This is a genomic window from Spirosoma oryzicola (assembly GCF_021233055.1).
GTDB classification, from domain to species: domain Bacteria; phylum Bacteroidota; class Bacteroidia; order Cytophagales; family Spirosomataceae; genus Spirosoma; species Spirosoma oryzicola.
This window is the reverse complement of the sequence record NZ_CP089538.1, coordinates 5678103-5695289: the sequence shown is the minus strand read 5'-3', so window position 1 is coordinate 5695289 and position 17187 is coordinate 5678103. Positions and strand designations below refer to the sequence as shown.

The following is a 17187-nucleotide window of genomic DNA, read 5'->3' as shown; positions in this document are numbered from 1 at the left end:
CTTTCCACAACATTTGTAACTATGATTCTGATTTAAGTCAAATGGTTTAATAGCTGTTTTTAGTTGCGTACATTTAAAGCCATTGTGATTCGCTAACTTCTCTCCTTTTACTGCAATGCCAACGTTCGTTCTTCTAATCGCCTACATCCTGTCATTTTCCGCACCGCCGAAGCCACCAAAGACCTATCCGGTTGGGCAGATTAAAACCAGTATGGGCGAAATTCTCTTTTGGCTGTACGACGAGACACCCACTCACAAAGCCAGTTTTGTTAAGCTAGCTAACCAGAATTATTGGGATACGCTGACATTTAACCGGGTGATCAAAAATTTTGTCGCGCAGGGTGGTTGCCCGGATACACCGGCTGGTTTTGCTGATTCGCCGTACCTACTGAAACCAGAATTTCGACCAACGATCCGGCACGTTTACGGAGCGGTGGGAGCCGGACGCGACGGTAACCCGGAAATGCTATCGGCAGGTTGCCAGTTCTACATTGTACAGAACAAAAAAGGCGAACACCGTCTCGACGATAAGTACACGGTTTTTGGGCAGGTTTTCAAAGGAATGGACGTAGTAGACGCGATTGTCGCCGTGAAGACCGACTCGACAAATACGCCACTATCACCGATAAAACTTGATGTCAACGTAATTAACCTGACAGCTGGTGAATTGAAAAAGCTCGGCTACGCAGTGAAGTGAGATGGGTTAAAAGTTTGGCGGTGAGGGTTTGGTGTAGGGTTCTTATACGCCATGTCTCGAAGATATGGCGTATAAGAACCCTGCACCAAACTTACTGCTTCAACAAAAAAGCCGTTATATCGGCAACTTGCTGATCGCTTAAACCCATTGAAGAAGGTTCTGGCATCAGGCTGGTTTTGTATTGACGGCGGGATGCCACCTGATTGGTCGGAATGGTATGCTGCTGACCTTTGATGCCTTTGATAACGATGGCTTGTGATCCATCGCTGACCAGGAAACCGTAATACGTTTGCCCGCCTTTCGTGGTAATAAGCCAGGGCTCGTAGCCAAAGGCAATGCCCGCGCTTGGGTGAATGATGGCATCAAGCAAACCACTTTTGTCGAATTTCTGGTGAACCTGCGTCAGGTCAGGTCCAACGTCGGTACCCTGCTGGCTGTACCGATGGCAAGTTGCACACATCGCTTTAAACAGACTTTTGCCCGCCTTGGTATCGCCGGAGAGCATCGCTATTTTGGCGGTCGAAGCATCCGCCCTTGCTACTTTAGCCGGTTTAACCGCCGTCGGTTCAGGACCCGATGGCTTTGTTGACGCCGTTTGTTCAGCAACGGCTGGCGGAGCGGGTTTTGGCGATGTAGGTTGCTCTACAACAGGCCGAGTTGCTGGCTTTGCTGGTGCGCTACGCTCCACAACTAGTTGAGTGTCTGGTTTGGTCGGTACGTTTCGTTCGGTAGTGGCTTCAACCACTGCCTTTGTTGAAACGGTCGGTTCAACCGCTACCTGAGAGGTAGGTTTGGTCGATGTGGCTTGTTCCGAAACCGGCTGCGAAATCGATTTCGGTGTTGACGTGGTTGTCGTTGGCCGCTTCCAAGGGAAATCTACTTTACCAAGTGTCCGAACTTCCTGATCCTTGTTGGTCCGAATACCGGGCCCGGCTGCTTTGATCAACTCTTCTGACAGTTTTTTCTCCGCTGCCAGGTCAATTAAGATTCTGGCTCCCTCGGCATCCCGTGACAGTTCGACGGCGATCTTCCGCTTTTCATTCTCCGAAATATTATCACTAAGTAGCTGCTGCCGTTTATCAAGCAGTTTCTGGTCTGATGTCGTTGAAGCCGCTACTACGGGTGCCAATTCTTTCCAATTGAGGAACGTTGCCCAATCGTTGCTTCGCCGAAAACCGACCCAATACGTAGCTTCGTCATCAATTGCTTTATCAGATGATTTTGTCAGTTCGACCATTGTGTTAGCGGCTGCCTGGGTCTTGATGAAGCCAAGCGTGGTAATGGCTTGCCGACGGGCTTCTGTTGTGAGCGTTTGTGCTTCAGCTCGTTTTTTCAGCAATGCAACTGCCGAAGCGGGGTGAAGTTCCCAAACCAGATTGGCCGTACGCTGATCCCATTCGAGCGGATCTTTGGGCATTGTCTGGAGCATATCCGCAAATAAAGCTTCTTCTTTACCATCGGCGGCCTCCCCTAGCGCTGTCAGGTAAAAACGATCTCGTCCATCGTAACCCTTGGCCAGATTAAGGAGTGTTAACCGACACTCATTGTAGGGAATGTCGCGCAGGGCAACCGCAACTTCGCGCCGAACAGCTGCGCTTGGATCACTTGACAGGTTGCCCAGCAAGGGTAAGAGGGCTTGTTGGGAAGCGGTGAGCGTTGGGTTTGATTTTGAATTTTCGGGTGTAATGCTCCGCAATGCCCGCAATGCCGTAATACGTACGGGTGCATCCGGTGCTTTTAGCAGACGTTCCACTTCAAACTGTCCTTCAGGACCGAGTTGAGCCAGCAGAAAAATGGCCCGTGCCCGATGATACGGGTTTGGCGAAGTCAGTAACGCGAGCACTGGCTCAACGACCTTGTCACCCTGCTCCTGCAACGCGTCGAAGCCGAGCGTCCGTACGTTAACGGCGGGGTTTAATAAAGCCGCGATCTGTCCTTGCGTCGTTTTAAGATCGATTTTTGGCGTTCTTAGGCGTTTACCCTTTGGCGTTATACGATAGATACGACCGTACCCTTTAGTGTCCTGCATTTGATGCCCACCAACAACGGGATCATACCAGTCGGTAATGTAAATAGCACCGTCTGGCCCAACGGCTACATCACTGGGTCGGAACCACTTGCGGGGATCTTTCTCGGCTTTGTTCCACTTGTAGTTATCATCCGTTTTGGGAACGCTGCTAAGAAAATCAGTACGAGGTATTCGGTAGCCTGCCCCCCAAGGCTCAGGTCGGTAGGCAAAAACCGCATTGCGACCGGCATCGGCACCTAGCAACAATCCCCGGTATTGCGCGCCCAGTTCATCACCTTCGTACACAACCAGACCCGTCGGTGATCCTGCTCCGGTAATATCACCTGAAGGCATAACACCCGGATCTTCCTGGTGCCAGTGAGCAGTCGATGCCGTTTGGCCGGGACGCTTGTCACCCTGCCAGGAACGAGTACCGTCTGCGCTGAAAAAGCCAGCGTTCGCTCCTTCCATAAGCCAACTCGTTCGACAGGCCATCACTTCGTCGTCGTTGTCAGCCTGCCACATGTTGCCGTAGGAATCGAGAGCCGTTTCGTAGCTATTGCGAAAGTTATGCGCCATCACTTTCAGGCCAGAACCATCCGGATTGACACGCAATGTCATACCACCCGTCCATACGCGTCCATCATCGCTGATCTGCTTGCCGTGATTAATCTTGTTATAAGGCGATCCACCAACGAACAAACTGCCCGAACGAAGTGTCCAGCCTTCCTTGTCGGCTACGGTATGCGGACCGGCATTGCCTACGGTAAAATAATACTTGCCATCCGGTCCGGCGACGAGAGCATGAAGACCGTGGTCGTGATCCAAACCACCGAAACCTTTTAGTAAGATCTCTTTATGGTCGGGTTTGTCATCGCCGTTCTCATCGGTATAAACGACGATGTTTGGTGAACAGGAAACAATGACTTTGTTACCGATAACAGCGATGCCAAGCGGTGACACCAGATCCGGGTCCTGCACAAACACTTTGCTGTCATCAGCCTTGCCATCGCCGTTTTTGTCTTCCAGGATCATGATCCGTTCACCATCGGGATGACTGAGCCGGTTCTCTGATTTGTTATTGAATTGGCGAAAATTAACGGCCTCTGTTACCCAGACCCTACCCCTAACGTCGATGTCCATGTTGGTAGGGTTACGAAACATTGGTGCTTCAGCCCACAGCGTCGCTTCAAGGTCGTCGGAAAGATACAGCGCACTCGAATCGTCACGAACGAAAGAATTGCGTTGTTGAGTAGGTTCGTTGCCAGAGGAAGGCGATGCAGGCGTAGGCCGTTGAATAAACTGTCCAAATAGATAAAGCAAACAAGCTGTCGTCAGGACAAATGGTCCAGCCGAAAGAGATAAGGTTGTTCTCATAAAATCACTCGCTACGCAGGTCAGAATCGAAAGGTCATGTACGTGTTCATGGTACTGTACAATACGGTTTCGTTCTGGTACAGCTCCTTCGATTGGTAACTAACCCGGATAATCAACATTGTGTCGCACCTGTCAAGTTAATCGACTACTTGCAGACGCCAGTCATAAATCAAGCCAACTCGCTACGGCCTCGGTCAGTGTTACAAACAAGTAACTTGAGGTAATAGTCTGTTTACTATACAGAGATTTACGATTTATTTAACAACTAAGTTTTTCCAAAGGTACATTTATTAACTTAACGGGTGAATAGTATTTATCATAGCGCTAACTGGCTTTTTTACTAAATGCCAAAAAATTTTTCTGCTCTTCCAACTGTTTCTTAAGGAATAGAGTCTTTTAGGTTGTCAACGTGATATGCAGGATGAATACGCACTAGTCGAAGGATGCCGACGACAGGACCGAATTGTGCAGCGACAGCTCTATGAGCGGTTTGCCGGAAAGCTCTTTGTCGTCTGCAAACGGTACGTTCGTGATCCTGACGAAGCGGAGGATGTATTGCAGGATGCGTTTGTTAAGATTTACAAACACATTGATTCGTTCCGATTCGAATGCCCATTGGAGGCCTGGTTGAAGCGAATTGTTATCAATACAGCGCTTAAACATTTACGGAAATTAAAACCGTGGGAAAATACGGCTGACATACAGGATTTAGCTCCGGTCCTGCCCCAGCCCGACGAAAGTTTACCAACACTGAATTATCAATATCTACTACAACTAATTCAAGAACTACCGGCTGGTTGTAGAACCGTATTCAACCTGTACGCAATCGAAGGGTATAACCATCCCGAAATTGCCGAGATGCTGGACATTGCTGAAGGAACGTCGAAATCACAGTACTCCCGCGCGCGGAGCCTCTTACAACAAAAACTACAATCGGACAAGCGGTTTGCTGACGGACTTCCTACCGTAGACCGCCCTTTGTGAGCAATACTAATGAGATGGACGAATTAGAAAAAAACATACCGGATGATTTCTGGCGAAAGGCTTTTGACGAAGCCTCGGAAGCCCCGCCACCTCGTGTGTGGGACGCTATTGAACACCGGTTGGATGAATCAAAGAACCCAAAAATTCTACCTCTCTGGGGAGCAGGGCTGCTTGCGTCAAAGTCCTTTACCTGGGGTGCTGGTATTGCCGCTGCGCTGGCTTTACTACTGGTAGGCTGGTGGCTAACCGGAACGCAATCGACGAACTCGCAAATCGCTCATCAGCCGAAAGCGGCCCCGCACGAACAGCACCTAACAGCACCGGACAACCAACAAAGTTTGTCCGCAACAGAGAGTGATGAAAAGCCGTCAGTAGCGCCAGAAGCCGTTGCTGGGAGGCAGCCAAAGCATTCCGCACCAACAGGAAGCTTAGCAAATAAGCCGTCAACGGAACCTTCCGTAACAATTACCGAGGATCAGCTATTGACTCAACGGATGAGTTATCAAGCTAAAGAGCATCTACCGGAGGCTGAGCCCATGTTACGTTCACAGGCAATGCCGACGGGTTCCGCGCGGGCTGTTGCTATTTCGTCAACGGAGAACCGGGCATTTGCCGCCACTGTCAATAGAGCCGCAGTGGCTACTGCTATCGGCCATGATGAAACGGATGCATTGTATGTCAGTCAGATTGAGCAATTAGCTTTCCGTCCAATGCGGTTACGGTCGCTGGACGAAATACACCGCATTGTGTGGTTTCGACCGGCTGAACTGTCAGTGGAGCCGGATGTGGTGAAACCAAAGCACGAGTCCAAAGAGGTTTGGGCGTCTGTCAGTATGATGCCGAGTTCGTTTAATCCGTCTGTAGCCATTCGCTCGGCTCAGCCAGCTATGTTTACGGCATCGGCTAACGCCAATCAACCGTCAATCAACAGTCGGGCGAATTTTTCGGTCGCTTATCAGGCTGGAGCCGGGGTTCAATTGACCGAACGATGGTCCGTTGAGTCGGGAGTTGGCTATCTGGCTGGTCATTCGACGGTGCAAAGTCCCAACCAAGTAGGTATGAGCATGGTAAGCGATCTGTTGCAGAGTGCGAATCGTAACGCAACAGCGGGTAATCTGTACGTAAATGCGGTTCGGAATAGTGCGAACAACGTAGCCGCGGATGTGATGAACAGTGCACCTGTCGGTAATTACAGCAGTGTGTCCGCCAGTAATTTTCAGGCGTACGATGCTCGTCATCAGCAGGATATAGCCAACAACTACGAGTACGTTCAGGTGCCGGTTCAGATCGGTTATCAGCTTCGGCCCCGTAAGCGGTTGAGCATGGCTCTGCTAGGTGGTTTGCTGACGAATATTTTTGTGCGTAACACAATCGGTGATGAGCTGGTCATTACCGGAAAAGACGGCGTATATCGTCCGTTGGCTTTGGCCGCGACGATGGGAGCTCGTTTCCGGTATCGTCCATCACGTCGTTGGTCGGCGTCGTTGGCAGGTATGTATCAACCCTCATTAGGGGTAGGTACCCGCTCCGAGTCGCAGGTAGAGAGTTCGCCGACTTCGGCAGGGATGAGTTTTGGTCTTGATTACCACTTCTAACCCACTTGATTATGAAACTCCGTGTGATCAATATGCTGCTCCTGGCGGCACTGATCGGTTGTACGACTGTTTCTCCCGAAGATACACCTACAGCCGACGATTTAATTATCCGTACCGGTACATCGTTTGGATTCTGTGTCGGATACTGTGTCAGAGACTATACGTTTAGGGGTACTGCTGTTACGCTTACCCAAAAGGAATCGCGTAAGCCGCCACAGAATCCCGAAAAAACGTGTCAGTCAACCATCAGCCAGACGGACTGGAACGCGTTAAAAGCGTTGGCAAATCTTGAAAACTTCAGTGAGCAACCCGAGCGATTGGGGTGTCCCGACTGTGCAGACGGAGGAGCTGAATACATAGAGCTTCAATCCGGTGACAAGTCCCACCGCATTACGTTCGAATACAACGGCACCATTCCCGGATTTGAATCGCTCGTTGAGGCTTTACGAGCACAGCGAGCCGCCTACAAAGAATGTCCGTAAACCTTGTTTAGGCTGACAGCTATTGCTATTTAAGGCAAGCAATCAGCCTGAACGTAAATCGCTAACTCCGTTATGAAAACTAACTTTTTTTCAACACTGACCGTCGTTACCGCTAGTGTTCTACTGACGGCTATTAGTTGTCAGAACAGTAGTATGTCGCCTTCACCCGGTGAAACCACGCCTACAGGTGAACTACGAGTGTCGGCTCCGTTTGCCAACAAGACTACCCAGTTTGCGTTTGATTTGGCGAAGCAGGTGAATGCAAAGGAAGGATCGGCTAAAAACGTTTTTATTTCTCCGTTGAGTCTGCATATCGCGCTCGGTATGATCTTGAACGGGGCTAATGGAACAACCGCTCAGGAGATCCAGAAAGCCTTGAATCTGGATGCTCAGACACTGGCCGAAGCGAACCAGACCTATCAGAACCTTATGGAAAACTTGCCGCTGGTGGATCCCAAAGTAACGTTGGCGCTGGCAAATTCAGTTTGGTATCGGAACAGCTTCTCGGTAGCTAACTCGTTTCAGGATGTGCTGAAAAATACGTTTAAAGCCGAAGTATTCGCCCAAAATTTCGACGATCCGGCTACGGTCGGTAAAATCAACGGCTGGGCCAGCGAGAAAACAAACGGTAGAATCCCAAAGGTTATCGATCAGATTCAGCCCGATAACGTCATGTTTCTGCTGAATGCGCTTTATTTCAAAGGTGACTGGAAAAGCCAGTTCAAGACCGAACAGACAATCGATGCGCCGTTCAAACTGGCGTCGGGTGGTGAGACAACGGTGCGTATGATGCGGCAAAATACAATTGTCCGGCAGGCGTTTCGACCTACCTATTCAGCCTTTGAGCTACCGTACGGTGCCGACAAATTTGCCATGACGGTCTTGCTCCCCGCCGAGACAACGTCTGCCGACGCACTTCTGACGAGCTTTAGCGGTTCGGATTGGAGTCAGTTGCAAAAAGACATGGTGACTAGTTCGCTTGATTTAGGACTGCCAAAATTTACCTTGACTTACGAAGTCAACTTAAATGACGTGTTGAGCGCAATGGGGATGCCTACCGCCTTCACCGACCGGGCTGACTTTACAAAAATGAATCCAACCGGTGGATTGACGCTTAGCTTCGTGAAGCAGAATACGTTTGTAGCCGTTGACGAGAAAGGCACGGAAGCTGCTGCGGTTACCACGGGCGGTGTATCAACAACGTCGATACCGATGCCGAAGCTCTGTGATCGGCCATTTGTGTTTGTTATTCACGAAAAATCGTCGGGAACCGTGTTATTTGTTGGAAAAATCGCCGATCCAACAAAAACAAATTCATGAAGCGTAGACAATTAATGGCTTTTGTGATCCTGCTCATGCTGGCAGGATGCGGTAAACGGGAACATGTTGTCCCACCAAGTTTGGCAAAATTGGTCGGTACGTGGCAGCTGATCGAACCTGACTCGTCGTATGCCGTTACTTTAACCTTTACGTACGATAACAACAATCCACCAATCGACATAACGCCGTTCATTATAAATGGTCAGTCTTCGGTCAACACATATACTGCACGCATGTTCGCCACCGTCGATGGAACTATGCAGATCAACGAAGTCGTGCGTACCGAAAAAGCAGGATCGGCCGCTGCCATGCAGTTTGAGGAAAGCTATCTCGCCAATCTGAAAACAGTAGTGCGGTTCGAATCGCCGACGGAAAACAGAATTCACCTTTTTCACGGTGGCGCCAAATCTGGCGTGCTCGTGTATAAAAAGCTATAGTAGTATGAAGCGCTTGCAGAGAGTCTCGTTTGTTGTTTGTCTTTTCTTATTGGTGTTGAGTTGCGAAAAGCGAACGTGTGGCTGTGTGCCTCCGCCCGAATCACCGTTTGTTGGTGACTGGAATCTAACCAGGATCACGTACGGATTGACGCAAAAGACGGTCACGCCTGCCGAAGCTGGCTATACGGAATCATTATCCTTTTTAAACGGTAAGTATAGGCAGACAAGAAATGGAATTCCTGTTCAGACAAGTGACTATTCCGCTGTTTATCCAGGCAGCAGCAGTTCAGAAGGACTGATTTATTTTCGCGCCGATTCAACCCAGCAATCGTTTCGATTAGCGGGTAGTAAACTAATTCTTTCGGAACGTGGTCCCCGGGGTGCGGTTATCGCCGACGGGTCTACTTACGAATACAGTCGTTAAAGGTTGGTTAGTCAGTTATGGCTTAGAAATCGGAAGGCATTATTGACCAATAAATCTTGCGTACTTTTTGTCAACTTTTTGTGTAAGACCAATATTGCCCGGCCGTAATCAAGACAGCCGGGCAATTTATTTTTGCTATCTGGCAACGCTTTCAATGATTTGAGGGTCTTAGTGATAAATCCAAACACCTTAAGCCTATGAAAGTTAACCCTTTACTCTTCCTATGGGCATTCCCTGCTTTATTACTGACCAGTTGTACCGATAAATGCGAAGAAACGCGTACGGTCAAACGGTTCGTACCGATCACACTCACGCTTCGTCAGGTTCGCGAAGGCGTACGTGTTGAAGAAGCCCGCACGCTGCAAAAACCGGGTAAAATTTATACCAAAGACGGCTATCTGTTTATTAATGAAGTCAAGGAAGGTATTCACTTAATTGATAACCGCAATCCCGAATCGCCACGTCAAATAGCGTTCTTACGCATTCCGGGCAATGGTGATATGGCTGTTCGCAACAATATTCTCTACGCCGATAGCTACATGGATCTGGTCGCTTTTGACATCAGCGATCCGGCCCAACCGCGTGAAGTCAGCCGGGTCGAATCCGTGTTTACGAACGGACAATTCGAGGGTGGATCCTGGGTCGTCAATACGCAGAACGTATCCCTAAGCGATCAACGGGTTGAGTACGTAACTGAGACTGTCAAAACAGATTGCGATGCCGTAGGGCAATGGAGTAGCTGTCCTAACTGCGTTTTTTTTGACGGGTTTGCGAATGCTGGCTCGCTTAGTTCGCCGGCACCTAATACAAACGGTACGTCAGGATCGATGGCGCGCTTCGCCCTGTACGATAATTTCCTGTACACCGTAAGCCAGTCGGATCTACAACTGTTCGATATTCAGAATGCAGCCAAACCTGCGGCACGTAATCGTATTAATCTGGGCTGGGGTATAGAAACAATCTTTCCGTACAAAGACAAATTGTTTATCGGTTCGCAAACCGGGATGCATATTTACGATAACGCCAATCCCGCGAACCCTACTCGTTTGTCTACGTTCGAGCACGCTCGTGTCTGTGACCCTGTCGTGGTCAACGATAACATTGCCTACGTAACACTGCGAAACGGGACACAATGCGGAGGATTCACCAATCAGTTGGATGTGATTGACATCAGTAGCCTGACAAATCCTCGTCTGCTAAAAAGCTATCCTATGCAGAATCCGCACGGTTTGGGTGTCGATTTTCCGAATCTCTTTATTTGTGAAGGCGCAAACGGTCTGAAAACGTTCAACGCGCAATCGGCAACGGATATCAAACAGCTGGAACATCTAACGGATATGAATGCTTATGATGTAATTCCGCTTCAAAAAACCTTGTTGATGATTGGTCGCGACGGACTTTATCAGTTCGATTATACCAATCCGTCTCAGTTACGTCAGCTTAGCAAAATAGCGGTCAAACGACCTTACTAAACCGCTCTTTGCTATGAGAAAGACAGTATTATTACTGCTGGGCCTGATGCCCATAGGAGCATTTGGCCAAACCGAACCGTTCAAGCCTGTTTTTACGAACATGACAGAAATAGGTATTTCGCTGGGCCAAGTTCGATACGGTAATCAGTTCAACGAGTCCGTGAAGAAACGGGCTAATCTTACCGCTCAGACGTTTAATGGCGTTCAGCTGAACCCTAAACTAGCCATTGGTGGAACTGTTGGTATCGACTGGTACAGTTCCGCCTTATTTACACCTGTCTGTGTAGGAATACGTTATGACCTGGTGCGGCCAGGGCAGAAAAATCTGCGCGTTTTTACAAGTTTAGATTCGGGTTGGGGCTTCACCTGGCTAAATGAAGATCCTTCCGGTTACAAAACGTCTGGCGGATTGGTCATTGCGCCGGGAGTTGGTTTTCGAATAGGTAAGCCTACTAGCACCAATTTTGTCATGTCACTTAGCTATAAGCGTCAGGAAGCGGATGTAGAAAAACCACTTTTCTGGAATGAACTAGCTAAGCATGAGACGCGAACATACAACCGAATGAATCTTAGGCTAGGAATTTCATTTTAAATGATGACCAAATGAATATTCTTCGTCTTAGAGGGTACACGAGGCAAATTGATTTAACAATTTTCGCCTTTGTGAAGTTGTATGTTCCGGTATACATTCCGAAATGCCACTTTAATAAGAAATTATTTTTAGGAATCGGTTACTTTGTACCCTGTTTGTTTTCCGAAAAATAAGTTCTGATTGGTTAGAAGAACAAGGTTCGTTTTATTGCCTCGAAGCGGAGGACGTTTAAGAATGAGCTTAGAGTTAATGCACAAAAGAAATATGGAGTCTGGATATTGGCATTCACATCAGCAGGACAACTGGAGCGTCGTTCCCGTTAAGCAAAATTCACAGGCCGTAGCTACTTTGTCAGCAAGTATGGACGAAGAGTTTGTCGATACAATAACTACTGAGATACCTCAACCCATCGAGTTCTCGAACAAAATTCCTTCTTGGAGCGATTTAAAATACATTATGAGAAAAACGGCTATGGTTGTAGTTGGTGTGACACTTTTTGTCGCTGGATATCGTCATATTCACCGGCAGACAGAGTATGTCACAGCAAAAGCAGCGCAAACAAATCCCGGCTATTCAACAACACCCATCACCATTTCAGAGGATATCAAGCAAACGGCAGCATTCCGGCTTGTGAAACCTTCCTGAGTGATAGATCAACAAAAAAGCCCCGCTGAATTCAGCGGGGCTTTTTTGTTGGCCGTCAGACGAAACACCGACGAGGCTATTGTATTAAGCCATCTCGAATTTGCTAGCGTTACGTTTCCGCTCGTTTTCGTCCAGATAAATTTTCCGGATGCGCATCGCTTTCGGTGTAACCTCTAGATACTCATCTTTCTGAATATACTCCATAGACTCTTCAAGCGAGAACGATACCTTCGGCGCAATTTTCACGTTGCTGTCCGATCCAGATGCCCGCATGTTGGTCAATTGCTTGGCCGTCATTACGTTCACCACGATATCATTTTGGCGGTTATGTTCACCGATAACCATACCCGTGTAGATCTCATCGCCAGGCTCAACAAAGAAGATACCCCGGTCCTGAAGTTTATCAATCGAATAAGCCGTAGCCACCCCGCTGGTCATAGAGATCAGTGAGCCGTTGATCCGCTCAGGGATTGGTCCTTTGTAAGGCTGATACTCTTTAAACCGGTGCGACATCACCGCTTCACCGAAGGTTGCTGTCAGCACGTTTGAACGCAGACCGATCAGGCCCCGCGACGGAATTTCAAATTCGAGGTGTTGCAGGTCACCTTTCGGCTCCATGATCAAGAGTTCCCCTTTCCGTTGCGTAGCCAGTTCGATTACTTTACCGGCGGTCTCTTCAGGTACGTCGACCACGAGTGTTTCGACCGGCTCTAACCGCTGTCCTTTATCGTCTTCTTTGTACAGAACCTGTGGCTGTCCTACCTGTAATTCGTATCCTTCACGACGCATCGTTTCGATCAGTACAGACAAGTGAAGAATACCCCGGCCATAGACAAGGAAGCGGTCTTCGCTATCGGTAGGTTCTACGCGCAGCGCCAAGTTCTTTTCAATTTCTTTGTAAAGCCGATCGCGCAGGTGACGCGAGGTCACGAACTTACCCTCCTTACCGAAGAATGGCGAGTTGTTGATCGTGAACAGCATGTTCATCGTCGGCTCATCAACGGCAATCCGTTCCAGTGCTTCTGGCGTTTCAGCGTCGGTGAGCGTATCACCAATCTCGAATTCTTCCAGACCCGTTACGGCGCAGATATCACCGCACTGTACTTCGGTTACTTTGTTTTTACCAAGTCCTTCAAACGTGTGCAGCTCTTTAATCCGCACTTTTTTGATCGAACCGTCCGCTTTTACAAGCGCCATATTGGCACCTTCTTTCAGCGTTCCCCGGTGCACACGACCAATCGCAATACGACCTACGAACGCCGAATAATCAAGCGACGTAATCTGCATCTGCGGCTTTCCTTCGTTAACAGGGGCCGCCGGAATCGTACTGACGATCGTGTCGAGCAGGTAAGTGATATTGTCGGTTGGATTCTTCCAGTCCGGACCCATCCAGCCCTGTTTCGACGAACCATAAACGGTTGGGAAGTCGAGCTGATCTTCCGTTGCGCCAAGGTTGAACATCAGGTCAAAAACCTCTTCGTGTACTTCTTCGGGGCGGCAGTTTTCCTTGTCGACTTTGTTAACGATTACGATCGGCTTCAGGCCCAACGAAAGCGCTTTGCTCAGTACGAAACGGGTTTGCGGCATGGCGCCTTCGAATGCATCGACCAGCAAGCAAACGCCGTCGGCCATTTTCAGTACGCGCTCTACCTCACCGCCGAAGTCACTGTGGCCCGGCGTATCGATGATGTTGATTTTAACGTCTTTGTACCGAACCGATACGTTCTTGGAAACGATCGTGATACCCCGCTCGCGCTCCAAGTCGTTGTTGTCGAGAATCAGATCACCAAATTCCTGGTTCTCTCTAAAGAGCTTAGACGCGTGAATAATTTTGTCAACCAGTGTCGTTTTGCCGTGGTCAACGTGGGCGATAATTGCTATGTTACGAATTGATTGCATACAGTTCTAAACTGTGAGTCTGTTGATTGCCTGATGAACTGGATTGATCCAAAGCAGCGTAATTTCCCAATCACACAAATCGCAGTTCAGACAGTCAATTTGGTTGCAAAGATACGAAATTTTACGCTGAAACACAGAATTTTACAACTAATAAAACGAAAAAAGGCCCGCAGAGGGGCCTATGTATATCATAAATACAATTTCTTAATGTTTGCTTAATGATTTGGACATCCGCACGGGTTTTTTTTGCGGAATAAACCCGTGTTGAATAAGCCACCCCGCTTGGGTTTATACCCTTTACGTTTACGACCTATCGCAGTTGTTTCGGCTGTATTCTTACCAGAAAAAGCCATTGTCTCGAGAGGAATCTCTAGCATCAATACTGATACAGAGGTTAGTAGAAGTAATTTCGTCTTTTTCATAGCCTCAACCTGTTTCGTCAATAACGCAAATTTGGTGCCGATAGTCGCAAAACTGCCTAAAAATCTATTATTTAGCTTTTTATGATTGATACCTGTGATTTCCTCTTTGTATACGGTACGTTGCGGCCAAACTTTGACAATGCATTTGCCCAATACCTCCGTCAGCGTGCTCAATACGTGGGCGAAGGATCGTTTCCCGGTCGGCTGTTCGATTTAGGCAGTTATCCGGGCGCTGTGCTTCAGCACAGTGATTCAACGGAAGTGCTGGGAAGTGTGTTTGATATTCAGAAAAACAAGGAAACGATTCTGACGTATTTGGATTACTACGAAGGAGTTGGACCTGCCTTTGAACCACCCACTGAATACCTTAGAGTTATTGTACCCGTTTTGTTCAACGGAAAGTCAATTGACTGTTGGGCTTATCTTTATAACCACGCGTTTGATGGTAAACTGCTTATTGAGTCGGGTGATTATTGTCTTTACGTAGATCAGGCTAAGTAAGCCTTGTGACAAGCCGGTTCCGTTTGTCTTAAACAATAGCAACGGCCTCTAGCTCGATACCGAAACCGTAATGTAGTGGTAAGACGGGCACGATGGATCGGGCTGGGCGATGATCGCCGAAAAAGTGGGTGTAGAGTTGATTGACGGGCCCCCAAGCCTCCATATCGGCTATAAAAACGGTTACTTTCAGGACTTTTTCGCGGGTGCTACCAGCCGCTTCCAGAATAGCGTCTAGGTTTTTTAAAACCTGCTGCATTTGTTCCAGAACAGTAGCCTCAGTGAGCTTTTCGCCGGAAGGCGTGATCGGCAGAATACCCGATATAAACACTAGGTCGCCGTGTACGACAGCCTGTGAATAATGTCCACCGGGTTTAGGCGCGTTGGGAGTCTCGATGAAAGTCATTGGGAGGTAGGCAGTTGAATGGATAAAAAAAGAATGTCATACGCGCGGCATATGACATTCTAAAACCCGGCTGGCTAAACGATGGCGTCCAGCAAAGACGTTACTAACGATACGACAATACTGAACAAGAAAGCCGCAATAAAGCCGGAGACGTGAAAACCGCTGACTAGAGAAGAAGCCAGGTAAACCATCAGGACGTTAATGACGATCAAAAAGAGCCCCAGCGTCAGAATCGTAATAGGGATTGTCAACACTGTCAGGATCGGTTTAACGAAGGCGTTCAACAAGCCCAGGACAATGGCAATAACCAAGTACGTTCCGGCTCCTCCCGTTACAGAAATCCCTGGAATAAACAAGCTAGCAACGTAAACTGCTACTGCGCTAATAAGAATACGAATAATCAGTCCCATAAATAGAGTTTGTGTTTGGTGAGCAACGTCACTCAGGCATTACAACAATGACCGAACACGTCGAAAAGCAAACCGCAAACCCGAATCTATTGTTTTTGATGACGAGACTGTAAAACGGCCACGATGTCGTCCAAACTCATGTTTTTCTGTTCGAGCAGAACCAGAAAATGGAAGAGAAGATCAGCCGCTTCGCCTTTGAAAAGATCGTCGTTATCGTCTTTCGCTTCAATAACCAATTCGACGGCCTCCTCACCTACTTTCTGCGCAATCTTGTTAACTCCCCGATTAAACAGCGTTGTCGTGTATGATTTTTCGGAAGGATTAATTTTTCGGTCGTGAATAATGCCTTGGAGGTAGTTCAGAAACTGTCCTTTGCCTTGATTGACTTCCTCAAAGCAAGTGTCGGCACCTGTGTGGCAGACTGGCCCGGCTGGATTGGCCTTGATGAGCAACGTGTCACCATCGCAATCAACCAGCATTTCGCGAACGTGCAGAAAGTTATTGGAGGTTTCGCCCTTCGTCCACAGCCGCTGCTTGCTCCGACTAAAAAAAGTCACAACCTGTTCAGTAACCGTTTTGTCGTAGGCTTCACGATTCATGTAGCCCAACATCAGTACTTTACCGGTTTCGGCATCCTGAATGACGGCAGGGATTAGACCGTCGGGCGATTTGTCAAAGTTTATCTCAGCATTCATGCTACAAAGGTAAGCCGCTAAGCGCGAATCGTCTGCACAAACGCTTGAATGCTCTCGGCGGAGGTTCCTTTTTCTTGCAGATGCCGGATAAACGCGCTACCAACAATGGCTCCATTGGCGTATTGACTGGCCGTATCGAACGTTTCGTGGTTGTTGATGCCAAATCCAATCAGACGCGGATTGCGAAGGTTCATAGATTGAATACGCTCAAAATAAGCGCGCATCGGATCACTAATACCCTGAACCGAGCCGGTTATGCTGGCCGATGAAACCATGTAAATAAATCCGTCCGATTCTTCGTCGATGTACCGAATCCGGCTTTCCGAAGTCTGCGGAGTGATCAAATGGACGTTTAGAATCCCGTATTCCCGGAAAACAGAAGCGTATTCGGCCAGATACAAATCGAGAGGCAAATCCGGGAGAATGACTCCGTCTACGCCTACTTCTTGGCACTTTTTGCAAAAATTAGCTACGCCGAACTGCAAAATGGGATTAACATAACCCATCAGCAAAATAGGAACCGTGATTTCACTGCGGCAGCCGGCCAACTGGTCGAATAGCGCTTTAATGGACATGCCGTTGTCCAGGGCTTTGCCGTTACTCTGCTGAATCGTTTCGCCATCGGCAACGGGATCGGAATAAGGCATACCGATCTCAACCAAATCGACACCAGCAGCCTCCAGACCGCGCAGAATGGTTCGCGTATCGGTCAGCTCCGGAAAGCCAGCGGTAAAATAAACGTTTAACAGCCGTTCGCTTTTGTGCGCGAACAAGTCGGTGATGCGGTTCTGGGTTAATTCCTGTATCATACCGTAACGCGGATG

17 protein-coding genes are annotated in these 17187 nt (G+C 48.4%); 11 read left to right on the top strand and 6 right to left on the bottom strand.

All coding sequences use genetic code 11. The features are described from left to right. Positions 1-115: 115 nt before the first annotated feature. On the top strand, positions 116-697 hold the full coding sequence (locus tag LQ777_RS24065; protein WP_232560466.1) for a peptidylprolyl isomerase: 582 nt from the start codon (positions 116-118) through the stop codon (positions 695-697). 91 nt (positions 698-788) lie between these two features. Here the strand turns inward: LQ777_RS24065 and LQ777_RS24060 are convergent, their stop codons facing one another. Next, positions 789-4082: a PVC-type heme-binding CxxCH protein gene (locus tag LQ777_RS24060; RefSeq protein WP_232560465.1), complete on the bottom strand. Its 3294-nt coding sequence runs from the start codon at positions 4080-4082 to the stop codon at positions 789-791. Between the two features lie 414 nt (positions 4083-4496). Here LQ777_RS24060 and LQ777_RS24055 point away from each other — a divergent pair, with 414 nt between their 5' ends. The 9 genes from LQ777_RS24055 to LQ777_RS24015 all read left to right on the top strand — a co-directional run bounded on the left by LQ777_RS24055 (position 4497) and on the right by LQ777_RS24015 (position 12033). Next, on the top strand, positions 4497-5066 hold the full coding sequence (locus LQ777_RS24055; RefSeq protein WP_232560464.1) for an RNA polymerase sigma factor: 570 nt from the start codon (positions 4497-4499) through the stop codon (positions 5064-5066). Then, positions 5063-6661 (top strand): hypothetical protein, encoded by a 1599-nt coding sequence (locus LQ777_RS24050; protein ID WP_232560463.1) that lies wholly within the window; start codon positions 5063-5065, stop codon positions 6659-6661. Before LQ777_RS24055 ends, LQ777_RS24050 begins: the two co-directional genes overlap by 4 nt. Before the next feature lie 11 nt (positions 6662-6672). Continuing rightward, on the top strand, positions 6673-7143 hold the full coding sequence (locus tag LQ777_RS24045; protein WP_232560462.1) for a hypothetical protein: 471 nt from the start codon (positions 6673-6675) through the stop codon (positions 7141-7143). Between the two features lie 72 nt (positions 7144-7215). Then, a complete protein-coding gene (locus LQ777_RS24040) occupies positions 7216-8463 on the top strand; it encodes a serpin family protein (RefSeq protein ID WP_232560461.1) in 1248 nt (415 codons plus the stop codon). Next, positions 8460-8900, top strand: a complete 441-nt coding sequence (locus tag LQ777_RS24035) for an META domain-containing protein (RefSeq protein WP_232560460.1) — start codon at positions 8460-8462, stop codon at positions 8898-8900. Before LQ777_RS24040 ends, LQ777_RS24035 begins: the two co-directional genes overlap by 4 nt. Positions 8901-8904: 4 nt before the next feature. After that, a complete protein-coding gene (locus tag LQ777_RS24030; protein WP_232560459.1) occupies positions 8905-9324 on the top strand; it encodes a hypothetical protein in 420 nt (139 codons plus the stop codon). A 197-nt stretch (positions 9325-9521) separates the two neighbouring features. After that, positions 9522-10796 carry an LVIVD repeat-containing protein gene (locus LQ777_RS24025; RefSeq protein ID WP_232560458.1) on the top strand — a complete coding sequence of 425 codons (1275 nt, stop codon included), beginning with the start codon at positions 9522-9524 and terminating at the stop codon, positions 10794-10796. 13 nt (positions 10797-10809) lie between these two features. Further along, positions 10810-11388: a hypothetical protein gene (locus tag LQ777_RS24020; protein WP_232560457.1), complete on the top strand. Its 579-nt coding sequence runs from the start codon at positions 10810-10812 to the stop codon at positions 11386-11388. A gap of 234 nt (positions 11389-11622) precedes the next feature. Beyond that, positions 11623-12033, top strand: a complete 411-nt coding sequence (locus LQ777_RS24015) for a hypothetical protein (protein WP_232560456.1) — start codon at positions 11623-11625, stop codon at positions 12031-12033. An 84-nt stretch (positions 12034-12117) separates the two neighbouring features. Here LQ777_RS24015 and typA read toward each other — a convergent pair whose 3' ends face one another. Beyond that, positions 12118-13932, bottom strand: a complete 1815-nt coding sequence (typA, locus tag LQ777_RS24010; RefSeq protein WP_232560455.1) for a translational GTPase TypA — start codon at positions 13930-13932, stop codon at positions 12118-12120. Between the two features lie 503 nt (positions 13933-14435). Between typA and LQ777_RS24005 the strand changes: the two genes are divergently transcribed. Continuing rightward, positions 14436-14855 (top strand): gamma-glutamylcyclotransferase family protein, encoded by a 420-nt coding sequence (locus LQ777_RS24005; RefSeq protein ID WP_232560454.1) that lies wholly within the window; start codon positions 14436-14438, stop codon positions 14853-14855. 28 nt (positions 14856-14883) lie between these two features. Here LQ777_RS24005 and LQ777_RS24000 read toward each other — a convergent pair whose 3' ends face one another. The 4 genes from LQ777_RS24000 to trpA form a co-directional block, all read right to left on the bottom strand. Continuing rightward, complete coding sequence (locus LQ777_RS24000; protein WP_232560453.1) at positions 14884-15258, bottom strand: RidA family protein; 375 nt, start codon at positions 15256-15258, stop codon at positions 14884-14886. A gap of 74 nt (positions 15259-15332) precedes the next feature. Beyond that, on the bottom strand, positions 15333-15668 hold the full coding sequence (locus LQ777_RS23995; RefSeq protein ID WP_232560452.1) for a phage holin family protein: 336 nt from the start codon (positions 15666-15668) through the stop codon (positions 15333-15335). Positions 15669-15754: 86 nt separating this feature from the next. Then, positions 15755-16363, bottom strand: a complete 609-nt coding sequence (gene hisIE / locus LQ777_RS23990; protein WP_232560451.1) for a bifunctional phosphoribosyl-AMP cyclohydrolase/phosphoribosyl-ATP diphosphatase HisIE — start codon at positions 16361-16363, stop codon at positions 15755-15757. A 17-nt stretch (positions 16364-16380) separates the two neighbouring features. Beyond that, positions 16381-17172, bottom strand: coding sequence for a tryptophan synthase subunit alpha (gene trpA, locus LQ777_RS23985; RefSeq protein WP_232560450.1), 792 nt, complete (start codon positions 17170-17172; stop codon positions 16381-16383). Between the last annotated feature and the right edge of the window lie 15 nt (positions 17173-17187).